The organism is Sphingomonas sp. NFR15 (assembly GCF_900103265.1).
Classification (GTDB): Bacteria; Pseudomonadota; Alphaproteobacteria; order Sphingomonadales; family Sphingomonadaceae; genus Sphingomonas; species Sphingomonas pollutisoli.
The window spans coordinates 127,155-139,381 of record NZ_FMWX01000009.1 but is presented as its reverse complement, the minus strand read 5'-3'; the positions used below and the strand labels follow the sequence as shown (position 1 = coordinate 139,381).

Below are 12,227 nucleotides of genomic sequence, written 5' to 3'. Positions count from 1 at the left end.
GCTCAACCTTCGCTTGCCAGGGCGTGCGCGGTCATGCCCTTGACCAACGCGTCGAACACGATCCGCATGCGGTGCGTCGATCGCAAGTCCTCGTGCATGACGACCCACACGGGAAGGTGAGCGATGAACGTATCCCGCAGCACCGGGAAAAGCGCCGGATCACGGCGGGCGATCGGGTCTTGTACCACGCCGATGCCGAAGCCGGCGCGCACCGCCGCGACCTGGGCCAACTGGTTGTCGGTACGCAACGCGAAGCCCGGCAGATCGGGCCAGACCGCGTTGATCGCGCGCAGCGAAGCCGCGTCGCGGTCGAACCCGATCAGGGCATGCGAAGCGAGATCCGCGGCATTTTCGATCGGGGCGGAGCGAGCGAGGTAATCGCGATGTGCGTAGAAGCCTAGGCGAATACGGCCGGTCGATTTCGCGAGCAGCGCCTGTTGCTTGGGCTGTGTCATCCGGACCGCGATGTCGGCATCACGCCGCAGCAGATCGGATGTCGTGTTGGTGAGCAGTAGCTCAAGCGCGAGCCCGGGGTGAGCGGCATGCAGCGTGGCTAAGATCGGCGGTAACACTTCGACCCCGACAACCTCGCTCGCGCTGATGCGTACGACCCCCGCTGCGGCGTTCGCGGGCGCGGAGGCGGTACGGATCAACGCCGCGGCGGCGGCTGCCATCGCGGCCGCATGTGGTGCCAGTGCCCGTGCCGTCTCGGTGGCGTGAAGCCCTCGTGCCGAACGGGTGAACAGCGCGCCCGCACTCAATTGGGCTTCGAGTTCGGCGATATGCCGGCCTGCGGTCGGCTGGGTGAGACCAAGTGCGCGGGCGGCACTCGACAAGCTGCCCTCGCGGATAACCGCGTCGAAGGTCCGCCACAATTCCCAGCCTGGGCCATGTATATTCATGCAAAAATGTATAGCAGCTATGCCCCCATCCACAATTTCCGATTGGCATCAGACCGTTCATCTCACTCGTGACATCGAGGAGGTGAGACATGACGGTAGCGGTGAACAAGGCTCTGGTGATCGGCGCGACGGGCGGGATCGGTGGCGAGGTCGCGCGCGCGTTGCACGCACGGGGTTGGGAGGTACGGGCGCTCCATCGCGACCCGTCCCGCGCGTCGCAGAGCAACCCCGACCTGCACTGGACCGCAGGTGACGCGATGGATCAGGCGTCGGTCCAGCGGGCGGCCGCCGGCATTCGCGTGATCGTCCACGCGGTGAATCCGCCGGGCTATCGCAATTGGAGCGGGCTGGTTCTGCCGATGCTCGACAATACGATCGCCGCAGCGGTGCGGAACGAGGCGCGCGTACTCCTGCCCGGCACGGTGTACAATTACGGTCCGGACGCGGGCGACGCGGTGGATGAGCACGCGCCGCAAAACCCGCTGACGCGCAAGGGGCGCATCCGGGCCGAGATGGAGCGCCGTTTGGAGCAGGCGACCGCGCGCGGCGCGAAAGCCCTCGTGGTCCGCGCCGGCGATTTCTACGGACCGCGCAGCGGCAATACCTGGTTCGCGCAGGGCATGGTGCCGACAGCGGGTCCGTTGAAGCGAATATTCAACCCTGCGCGGGCAGGTACGGGTCATGCGTGGGCCTATCTGCCCGACTTGGCGGAAACGATGGCGCGCCTGCTTGAACGGCGCGACGAACTCGCCGACTTCGACAGCTTTCAGTTCGGCGGCACCTGGGTGGAGGACAACCGCGATTTCGCCGAGGCGATCCGGACGGCCGCCGGGCGCCCGCGCATACCGATCTATCCATTTCCGTGGCCGCTGGTGCATCTTCTCGCGCCGTTCAACGAAACCGCTCGTGAAATGCGCGAGATGACGTATCTCTGGCGCAGCCCGCTGCGGCTCGTGGATGGAAAGCTGCGGAACTTCCTCGGCGAAGTGCCGGCCACGCCCTTGGCCGAAGCCTTGCGCACGACACTCCTGGGGCTCGGGCGCTGCAAGAAACCCTGACGCGACGCGGTGGCGGCTCGCCCTTCGTGATCGGTTGGCCTAGCAGGTGTCTCCCGGAGAGTAAGCGTGGAGACCACATGGCACAGACGATACGGCACGATCGAGGACGGGTGAGCCGTTGGTGGACGCTCTGGGTGGTCGGCGGTGTCGATCACGAGGCGGTGCTGCGCCAGATCGCGGAGGATTCGGGCTGGTCTGGCCGCTACGCCTTCCTCATCGTGATCTCGGCCGCGATATCGCTGCTTGGGCTGCTGATGCCGTCGGTGGCGGTGCTTATCGGCGCGATGCTGTTGTCGCCGTTGATGATGCCGATCATCGGGCTCGGCTTCGGCATCGCGACGGTCGACACGCACGAGATTCGCCGGGCGGCCACCGCTCTGCTCGCCGGCGCGCTGCTGGCCGTGGCGCTGTCGGTCGTGTTCGTCACGCTCTCGCCGATCCAGACGATCACCAGCGAAATCGCCGGGCGGACCCGACCCACTTTGTTCGACCTGCTGGTCGCGCTTCTGTCGGCCGTGGCGGGCGCCTATGCGTTGATACGCGGGCGTGGCGGTACGGTCGTCGGCGTAGCAATCGCGATCGCACTGATGCCGCCGCTGGTGGTGGTGGGCTTTGGCATCGCCACGCTCAACTGGACGGTGTTCGCTGGCGCGCTACTGCTCTTCGTCACAAATGCGATCACGATCGCGCTCACTGCTGCTCTCGTGGCGCGCGCCTATGGGTTCGGCAGCCACCTCTCGCCGCAGCATACCGGATGGCAGCTCGTCCTGTTCGTCGCCGCTTTGGGTCTGTTATCCGTGCCACTCGGCGCGGCGCTGCGCCAGATCGCGTTCGAGGCCGTGGCGCAGCGCCAGGTCCGCGAGACGATCAGCGAACGCTTCGCGAATTCGTCACGCCTCGGGCAACTCGACATCGACTATGCCGCCAACCCCATCCGCATCCGTGCCGTCGTCCTGACACCGAAGCTCGATCCTGCCGCGGATCGTATCCTCGCGACCGACCTCCGCGAGCGGCTCGGGCGGCCGATCGACCTACATGTCGACCAGCTAAGTGTCGGGTCAGGCGGGGGCGGGGTCGAGGCGGCGCAGATCGCGCGAGCCGGGAATGCGGGTGGGACGAGCGATGCCGAGCGTCAACGGCGCGCCGTGGCCGACTTCGCGCTAATAGCGGGTGTCGAGCCGGCGGCGGTCGAGACGGACGACGCGGCGGCGACGCTGAGCGCCACGGCGGCGGCACTGCCCGGATTGTCGATCGCCGGCTACCGTGCGCTCGAGGCGCGGGCCGCACGTGCGCTGCCGCAGTGGACGGTGCGCCTTGTTCCGCCGGCCGAGGCCGCGTTGCCCGCGATCGCGCTCGATGCAGGCGTCATCGACGACGCGGCGCTGACCGCATCCGCCTGGGCGACGGCACGCCGCAAGCGCGCGCTGCTGGTCGAAGGGGGGACAGCCGCGCAGCGCCGCGCGGTCGCCGAAGGAATCGCTGATCGGGGTGGCCGTGCGACGCCGGGCAACCCGGGAGGCGCGCTACGGCTCGGCTGGAGCAGCGATGATCCCGAGGGCGAGGCGCCCACGAGCGACGGGCGACCGGCATCGTGACCGTGAGTGTCGCCCCGCCGGCGCGGACATCGGCGGGAGCTCTTGGTGACGCGCATGTCTCCTAGGAAAGCTACGGCATGGCCTTCACCCGCTAAAGAGCCTGGCGCCTGTTGCGCGATCGGATCGAGGTCACGGCAGAACGTGAGACGGGTAAGCTCACCGCGCTCGGGCCCACCGGCTGATCGCCCCCAAACTTTCGTATCGCTATGCTCGGCAAGGGCGTGTGAATAGATCGGGCGCAAGATCTTCCGAGGAGTTTCGTGATGTCGACCAGAGTGTCCGTGGATACGCAAGCACCCGCGGCGAAACCGCTGACCTACGGCGTCACGCTGGCGATGGCGGTGGCGACGGGGATCGGCGTCGCCAACATCTATTACAACCAGCCGATGCTCGGCGTCATCGAGCGCGACTTCCCCGGCACCGCCGCAGGCATGATCCCGACTGCGACCCAATTGGGCTATGCCGCCGGGCTGTTCCTGCTGGTGCCTCTCGGCGACCTAGTCGAGCGCAAACGGTTGATCCTGATCCAGTTCGGCGTTCTCGCCTTGGCGCTGGTCGCGGCAGCGGCGGCGCCGACGGTCGGTCTGGTCATTCTGGCCTCATTGCTGGTCGGCGCGGCGGCCACCGTCGCGCAACAGATCGTGCCTTTCGCCGCGCACCTCTCCGCGCCCGAACGGCGCGGCGCCACGGTCGGCGTGGTCATGTCGGGGCTGCTCTGCGGCATCCTGCTCAGCCGCACGTTGGCCGGGTTCGTCGCGACCCATTCGGGATGGCGGGCGATGTTCTGGCTCGGCGTGCCGATGGCGCTCGCCGCCTGCGGGCTGATGGCGCTGCGTCTGCCGCGCAGCCACCCCGATAGCGGTTTGCGCTACGGCGCGTTGCTGCGCTCGCTTGTCCATCTGTGGCGTGAGTTCGGCGCGTTGCGGCTGGCGGCGATGACACAATCGCTGCTGTTCGGGGCGTTCAGCGCGTTCTGGACAATTCTCGCGCTGCGGTTGCAGGAACCGCGCTTCGCGTTGGGGGCTGAGGTCGCCGGGCTGTTCGGCGTCGTCGGCGCGGTCGGCATCCTCGCGGCGCCGATCGCAGGGCGAATCGCCGACCGGCGCGGGCCGCATCAGGTGATCGCGCTCGGCGCGGTGCTGACGCTGGCGTCATGGGTGATATTCGGCCTGTGGACGTCGATCGCGGGGCTGGTCGCGGGCGTCATCCTGCTCGATTTCGCGGTGCAGAGCGCGCTCGTCTCGAACCAGCACGTCGTCTACGCGCTGCGGCCGGAGGCGCGCTCTCGGCTCAACACGATCTTCATGGGCGCTATGTTCCTCGGCGGCGCGGCCGGTTCGGCGGCGGCGACGATCGGTTGGAACCAGGGCGGTTGGAGCGCTGTCGTGCTGCTTGGCGGCGGGTTCGCGCTGGTCGCCGCGGCGCTGCAAGTCGGCAGCCTGCGCGCGCGGGCCTGATCCATGCGGATCGTGATCGCCGGTGGCTCGCTAGCGGGTCTGTTCGCCGCCGGGCTGCTGCGGCGGGCCGGACATGAGGTTATCGTCTTCGAGCGGTCGCGCGGCGGGCTTGCCGGGCGCGGTGCCGGGCTGGTCCCGCAGGAAGAGGTTTTCACCGCGCTACGCGCGCTGGGGCTCGATCATCTCGCGGCGGTCGGTGTGGTCGCGCGCGAGCGAATTTTCCTCGATCTCGACGGGAGCGTCGCCGGACGCGTCGCCACGCCGCAGATGCAGATTTCGTGGGACCACCTCTATAGCGGCCTGCGCGATCTGCTTGGCGAACGCGATTACACGCTGGGACGCCTGGTTGCGGGCGCCGGGCAGGGGAACGGCGCGGCGTGGCTGGAGTTCGAAGACGGCAGCCGGGAGACCGCCGATCTGGTGATCGGAGCGGACGGCGTCGGCTCCGCCGTGCGCGGGGCGGTGATCGGCATGGAACAGCACGCGCGCTACACCGGCTATGTCGCTTGGCGCGGGATCATCGCCGAATCCGCGCTGCCGGAGCCGGTGGCGGACATTCTGCTCGATCGGTTCGCCTTCTACACTGCGGATCGCACGCAGGCGCTCGGCTATGTCGTGCCGGGTCCGGCCGGCGAACTCGACATCGGTCGGCGGCGCTACAATTGGGTGTGGTATCGCCGCGCCGACGATCTCGCGGCGACACTCACCGATAGGGCGGGGCGCGCGCATCCGTTTTCGCTCGCGCCCGGGCAACTCACCGATGAAGCCCGCGCGCGGCTGCGGCAGGACAGCGCGACCTTGCTGCCGCCGCAGTTCCGCACCGCGCTCCTCGCCGAGCCGAACCCGTTCGTTCAGGCGATCTTCGACTATGAAGCGCCGCAGATGATACGCGGCCGGCTCGCCCTGGTCGGCGACAGCGCCTTCGTGGCGCGACCGCATACCGCAATGGGTGTCGCCAAGGCGGCGGGTGACGCGCTGGCGCTCGCATCGGCGCTCGCTAAGCATTCGGTCGAGCCGGCGTTGCAGGCCTATCAGCAGGCGCGCCTGCGGAACGGCCGGGCGATCGTCGATTACGGTCGCAAGCTGGGCGCGTTCATGGCTTGACGCATCGGCTGGCGATGTGCGGATTATGCAAATCGGTCGCGGGGTGTGCAAGACGGCAGGGGTAGGGCCAGCACGACGCGTCCGTCGTGAGGGGGAAAGCAGACACGATATGGCGACGACCGCTCAGTCTCCGCCCGCGCCCCCTACCGAGGGCGCTCCGACCACGCGTCGGCGGCGGTGGATATCCACGCTGATCGGCTTCGGCGCATTCGCGCTCGCGGCGATCGTGTTGATCCTCTGCATCACGTCCTGGGATCGGTGGATCGGCGCGCGACGCTATCAGGAGACGATCGACGCCTATCTGCAATCGGATCTGACCCCGATCGGCGCGCGGGTCGCCGGTTATGTACGCGCGGTGCCGGCGCAGGATTTCGAGAGGGTCCGCACGGGGCAAGTGCTCGTACAGATCGACGACGACGATTACCGCGCGAGCTACGATCAGGCCCGCGCCAATGTCGCGGTCGCCGAGGCCGCGATCGGCAATCTCGTCGCACAGCAGGCATTGCAACGCGCGAATATCGCCGCCGCCGGCGCTTCGGTACAGGCCTCCAACGCGCTGGCGCTGCGCGCGCGACAGGCGGCTACGCGCCAGCGGACGCTGCTACGCGATGGATCGGGTTCCGAAGACCAGCGCGAAGCCGCCGACGCGACCAGCGCCTCCGCCGCCGCACAGGTGCAGCGCGATACGGCCCTGAAAGACGCGGCGATCCGTCAATCGGGCGTGCTTTCCGCGCAGATCGCGCAGGCGCGCGCCTCGCTTGCCGCCGCGCGTGCCGCCGCCGAGCTCGCGCGAATCACCCTGCGGCACACCCGCATCGTCGCGCCGCAGGACGGCGTGCTCGGCCAGCGGCAGGTGCGGCCGGGGCAATATGTCGCGGTCGGCGCGCAGCTCACCACGCTGATGCCGCTGCCGCGCGTCTGGGTGATCGCGAACTTTAAAGAGACCCAGATGACCTATGTGCGGCCGGGGCAGCCCGCGACGATCACTGTCGATGCGTATCCGGGCCATGTCATCCGGGGCCATGTCAGCGGTTACGCGCCGGGCGCCGGATCGCAATTCGCCTTGCTGCCGCCCGACAACGCCACCGGCAACTTCACCAAGATCGTGCAGCGCCTCGCGGTGAAGATCGTGATCGACGATCCCGCGTCGATCGCGGGTCTGCTTCGCCCCGGCATGTCGGTGGCGGCGACGATCGATACCGGGGTCCACTGATGGCGAGCAACCCGCCGAAGCCGTGGCTGGGGATCACGGCGGTACTGTTCGGCGCGTTCATCTCGACGCTGACCGGCCGGCTCTCCACCTTCGGCCTCGCCGATATCCGCGGGGCGGTGCACGCCGGGTTCGACGATGGCGCCTGGATCACCACCGCGCAAACGTCCGGCCAGATGCTCGTCACCCCGATCGCGATCTGGGCGGGCGGGGTCTATGGCCCGCGTCACGTTCTCCTCTACGGCGCGGCGCTGTTCGCGCTCGCCTCCACGCTGATCCCCTTTTCGGGGTCGCTCGAACCGTTGCTCGTGCTGCAATTCCTCGCCGGCGTCGGGTCGGGGACTTTCATCCCCTTGACGCTGCCAGTGGTGTTGCGCTCGATCGCGCCGAAATATTGGGCCTATGGCATCGTCGTCTATGCGCTCAATCTCGAACTGTCGCTCAACATCTCGGCCTCGCTCGAGGGCTGGTATATCGACCATCTCAGTTGGCGGTTCATCTTCTGGCAGAGTGTTCCGCTCGCCCTGGCGATGGTGGCGTGCCTCTATTTCGGGTTGCCACGCGCGCCGGCGCCCCGCATCCCGAGACGCCCAGACCTGTTCGGCGTGATGACGGCGGCGGTCGGGCTCGCGCTGATCTATGCGGCCCTCGATCAAGGCAACCGGCTGGACTGGTTCGCGTCGGGCACGATTGTGGGTTTGCTCGCGTCCGGGGGCATCCTGTTACTGGCGGCGGTGGCGCACGTGGTGACGACGCCGAGCGGTTGGTTCGATCCCAAGGGGGCGCTGCGCTGGCCGTTGCCCGTCCTGCTGCTGATGGTGCTGGTCTTGCGGCTGACCATCCTCTCCACCGCGTTCCTCATCCCCCAATTTTTGATCTCGGTACGCGGCTATCGCAGTCTGGAGGTCGGTCAGGCGCTGGTCTGGATCGCGATACCGCAGTTGATTGCGGCGCCGGTGGCCGCGCTGTTGCTGCGGCGGATGGATTCGCGCTGGACCGCTTGTACCGGACTGATCGCGGTCGGCGTGGCGTGCTGGATCGTCTCGCAGACCCTGACACCGCAATGGGGGCCGCACCAGTTCCTGTCGACCCAGTTGCTGCAGGCGCTCGGGCAGACGTTGGCACTGAGCGGGGTGGTCTTCACCTCGGTGCAGCATATGAAGCCCGAATCGGCGTTGACCTTCGGCGCGATGATCCAGACCGCGCGGCTGATGGGAGGCGAGATCGGGCTGGCCTTCACCGCCACCTTGGTGCGGGTGCGCGAGCAATATGCCTCCAGCCAGATCGGCGAGCATGTCGTGCGTGGCGCCGACAATGTCGCGATTCGTCTGCAGGAATATGCGGCGCTGCTGACGAGCCGCTCGGGCGGGGAGGGCGGCGCGCGATCCTATGCGCTGCTGGGCGGCGCGGTGCGTCAGGCAGCGGAGTTGCAATCGGTGGTCGACGGATTCCTGCTGATCGGCCTGGTCGCCTTTGCCGCAGTGGGTGCGATGTTGCTGCTCGATCGCGCGCCGGCAAGCGCGGCGTCGTACCGGCCGTTCCGCTTTTCCTTCTGGCGCAAGGTGTCATGATGCGCCGTCTCGTCCTCGCCGCTACGCTGGCGCTGGGAGGCTGCACGACGGGGCCGGATTACCGGCCGCCCGAGCTTGCCGCCGGCGCGAGCCGCAATTTCATTGGTGCCCCAGGGGCAGCGACGCCGCTGCCCGACGCATGGTGGACGTTGTACGATGATCCGGTCCTCGACCGGCTGGTCGCGGCGGCGTTCGCGGCAAACACCGATCTGCGCGCGGCCGAAGCCAATCTCGACGCGGCGCGCGCCGCTCTGGCCGGAACGCGCGCGGCGCGGCTGCCGATGACGAGCGAGTCCGCCGGCACGAGCTACGGCCGCACCAGCACGCAGACCCAGATCGCCGGCGCGCTCGGCCGCGAGGCGAAGACCGACTGGACCGACGCGTTCGGCGGGGATGTTGCGTATGAGGTCGATCTGTTCGGCCGTATTCGGCGCTCGGTCGAAGCCGCCCGCGCCGACGCGGATGCCGCCGCCGCCGAGCGTGACGCGGTGCGCGTGCTCGTCGCGTCCGAGACGATCCGCGCCTATGTTTCGGCCTGCGCCGCCGCATATCAGGTCGATGTCGCCAACCGCTCCGCCGACGTCGCGCTGGAGCAGCAGGCGATCGTCTCGCGCGGATTCGCCGCCGGCGGCGCTGCGCGCTTCGACGCCGTGCGCACGACGACATTGCTCGCACAGACGCGTGCCGCGATCCCGCCGCTGGAGGGCGAGCGTCGCGCCGCGCTGTTCGCGCTCGCCGCGATGCTCGGTAGGACACCCGACGCCGCGCCGCGCGAGGCGGAGGTTTGCCGAAAGCCCCCCGAACTGCGCCAGGCGCTACCGGTCGGCGACGGCGCCGCGCTGTTGCGTCGCCGCCCGGACGTGCGGCTCGCCGAGCGTCGCCTCGCCGCCGCGAGCGCCCGGATCGGGGTCGCCGAGGCGGATCTGTTGCCGCGGATCAGCCTGCTCGGATCGGTGTCGACCGCGGCCCCCGCAGGGGTCAGCCTCGGTACGCGTGCATCGACCAGCTTCGGCATTGGCCCGTTCGTCAGTTGGTCCTTTCCTAATTTTGGCGCGGCGCGCGCGCGCTTGCAGGCGGCGCGTGCCGAGGACCGCGCCGCAGTTGCGCGCTTCGACGGTGCGGTCGTCACCGCGCTGAAGGAAGTCGAACAGGCGCTCGCGCGTTACGCCGCCGCGCTCGACCGTGCGCGCGAGCTGGACGCAGCCGAGGCAAGTGCGCGCCAGGCGTTGGACCTGGCGCGTGGCCGCCGCGACGCTGGTGCCGCCAGCCAGCTCGATCTGTTGCTGAGCGAACAGACGCTGATCGAGGCGCAGGCGGCGGTCGCCCAATCTCGCGCACAGCGTACGGATTTGCTGGTGACCGTGTTCAAGGCACTCGGAGGCGGTTGGCAAAGATAAAGCTAACATCCGGTGGAGGCGAGATCATGCCGGCGTCGCCGCTCGGAGTTAAGCCGTATGTTACATCGCGGTGGCTACGGATCATTCCCAGCTTTCGAATCATGCTCCGCCGTCTAACCGGCGACATCGTCTTGATAAGAAACGAAGCGCGCGTGCGTTCGCGTCTCGATCATCCGGTTTGTCCCGTACGTTCATCACCCTCGGTACATGAGCCGATACAGCGCCGGTCGCGCCGGACGTATCCCAGATAGCGACAACGAGGGTGAGTTCTTCCGGCCTGCACGCCGAGCGCCTGTCAGGCCGGACGGACGCGCATTCGCTGTCGTTCCCAACTGCTCCATCACAGAAGGAGGAATGTATGCGCAAAGTTCTGATCGGCGCTTGCTCGCTCGTTTCGCTTGCCGTTGCCGCGCCGAGCTTCGCCCAGGAAATCCCGTCGGGGGTGGCCGCCGTGTCGATCTCCGCCGCGGGTTCGGGCTCCATCGCTAGCTCGCACAACAACGGTGTCTCGATCGCGAACTCATCGGCGGGCAACGCCTCGGCGGCGGGCGCCGCGATGACCAGTGTGGGGCTGCCGCCCTTCCCGCAAGGGGCCACCATGGACACGTACTCGCGCACGCAGGGCGGTACGTCGAACTCGGCGACGAATTTCGGCAACGGCCACGCGGCCGCCGCGGGCGTGCAGGTCGGCGCCGGTGCTGCGGGAGGCCTCTCGGTCGTGCCGACCTTCACCTTCCCCGGCATGGCTCTTCGCGCCCGCTGACACCACGCTGGATCGTGCAAGGGGCCGGGGGAGGATGACCTCCCCCGGTCTCGTCCATCACCAGGAAACAGGGGATTCCTCATGAAACGCGCATCTTTCTTTTTCTTGATAGCCTGCACCATGAGCACCTCGGCCGCGATGGCGCAAAGCTCCGTGTCGGGATCGGCATCCGGTTCGAACTCGAATTCGGCGGCCACGTCGAACCCGGTCAACACCAACGCGGCGGTCGCCCAGACGCAATCGGGGGCGACCTCGACCTCGGGTTCGAACTCCAACTCCAACTCCAACTCCCAGTCGGGCGCTGACGCATCGAACTCGGGCAATGCGCAGTCCATCACCTCGAATTCCTATGCGCCCGAACGGCAGAAGCTGGTCACCACGCCGAGCGTGTTCACGCCGGCGCTGACCACCACGCTCACCGATACCTGCATGGGGTCGACCTCGCTCGGCGTGTCCGTGCTCGGCTTCGGCGCCTCGGGCGGATCGACCTGGCAGGACAAGGAATGCGTCCGCCGCCTCAACGCGCGCGAACTGGCGCAGACCCTCGGCGATCGCGAGGCGGCGCGCGAGGTGATCTGCGGCAACCCCGATGTGTACGCGGTGTACAACGCACTCGGACGACCGTGCCGTCTCAAGCCGAATGGGTCGCCGAACCCGATGTACGTGCCGGTAGCGGCAGGCTCGGTCGCCCCGGCGATCGCGAAAGTGCCGGACACCCACTATACCGTCTATTTCGCGCGCGATCAGTGGAAGATCGACGCCGGCGCGCAGAAGATCCTCGATGATGCCGCAGGCTCTTACCAGCAGACCGGCACGGCGGCGGTGCAGATCGCGGGCCACACGGACCGCTCGGGCACCGAGGAGCATAATCAGAAACTCTCCGAACGCCGCGCGCAGGAAGTGAAAGCCTATTTGCTCAGCAAAGGCGTCCCCGAACAGGCGATGCTGGTCGCCGCCTATGGGGAGACGCGGCCGGCCGTGCCGACGCCTGATGGCGTTCACGAGCTGCTCAACCGGCGCGTGGAGATCACCTTCGGGCCAGGGGCTGGCTACTGATCCGAGGCTATCATGTCGGGTTCGTCGATGGCCGCCGCAGCCATGATCGCGGCGGCCCTTCCCTTTCGCGGGGCGCTGCCTTGGGCGTGAGCGCAGGCGGATCGCGCTCGTCAA

At 68.2% G+C, this 12,227-nt stretch carries 10 protein-coding genes; 9 read left to right on the top strand and 1 reads right to left on the bottom strand.

Translation table 11 applies throughout. The features are described from left to right. Positions 1-2 precede the first annotated feature (2 nt). On the bottom strand, positions 3-902 hold the full coding sequence (locus tag BLS81_RS18155) for a LysR family transcriptional regulator (RefSeq protein ID WP_093225995.1): 900 nt from the start codon (positions 900-902) through the stop codon (positions 3-5). 116 nt (positions 903-1,018) lie between these two features. Between BLS81_RS18155 and BLS81_RS18150 the strand changes: the two genes are divergently transcribed. From BLS81_RS18150 to BLS81_RS20900, 9 genes are all read left to right on the top strand, one after another. Continuing rightward, positions 1,019-1,960, top strand: a complete 942-nt coding sequence (locus BLS81_RS18150) for an NAD-dependent epimerase/dehydratase family protein (protein WP_256326324.1) — start codon at positions 1,019-1,021, stop codon at positions 1,958-1,960. A gap of 77 nt (positions 1,961-2,037) precedes the next feature. Beyond that, positions 2,038-3,555, top strand: a complete 1,518-nt coding sequence (locus BLS81_RS18145; protein ID WP_093225992.1) for a DUF389 domain-containing protein — start codon at positions 2,038-2,040, stop codon at positions 3,553-3,555. 263 nt (positions 3,556-3,818) lie between these two features. Further along, entirely contained in the window at positions 3,819-5,012 is a 1,194-nt protein-coding gene (locus BLS81_RS18140; RefSeq protein WP_093225990.1) for an MFS transporter, read from the top strand. Between the two features lie 3 nt (positions 5,013-5,015). Beyond that, positions 5,016-6,116 carry an FAD binding domain-containing protein gene (locus BLS81_RS18135; protein ID WP_093225989.1) on the top strand — a complete coding sequence of 367 codons (1,101 nt, stop codon included), beginning with the start codon at positions 5,016-5,018 and terminating at the stop codon, positions 6,114-6,116. Between the two features lie 109 nt (positions 6,117-6,225). Beyond that, a complete protein-coding gene (locus BLS81_RS18130) occupies positions 6,226-7,329 on the top strand; it encodes an HlyD family secretion protein (protein WP_093225987.1) in 1,104 nt (367 codons plus the stop codon). Beyond that, entirely contained in the window at positions 7,329-8,897 is a 1,569-nt protein-coding gene (locus BLS81_RS18125) for an MFS transporter (protein WP_093225985.1), read from the top strand. Before BLS81_RS18130 ends, BLS81_RS18125 begins: the two co-directional genes overlap by 1 nt. Beyond that, positions 8,897-10,294 carry an efflux transporter outer membrane subunit gene (locus BLS81_RS18120; RefSeq protein WP_093226033.1) on the top strand — a complete coding sequence of 466 codons (1,398 nt, stop codon included), beginning with the start codon at positions 8,897-8,899 and terminating at the stop codon, positions 10,292-10,294. The genes BLS81_RS18125 and BLS81_RS18120 overlap by 1 nt, the downstream gene beginning before the upstream one ends. A 358-nt stretch (positions 10,295-10,652) precedes the next feature. After that, positions 10,653-11,057, top strand: coding sequence for a hypothetical protein (locus BLS81_RS18115; protein ID WP_093225984.1), 405 nt, complete (start codon positions 10,653-10,655; stop codon positions 11,055-11,057). A 120-nt stretch (positions 11,058-11,177) separates the two neighbouring features. Then, a complete protein-coding gene (locus tag BLS81_RS20900) occupies positions 11,178-12,113 on the top strand; it encodes an OmpA family protein (RefSeq protein ID WP_256326323.1) in 936 nt (311 codons plus the stop codon). Positions 12,114-12,227 lie beyond the last annotated feature (114 nt).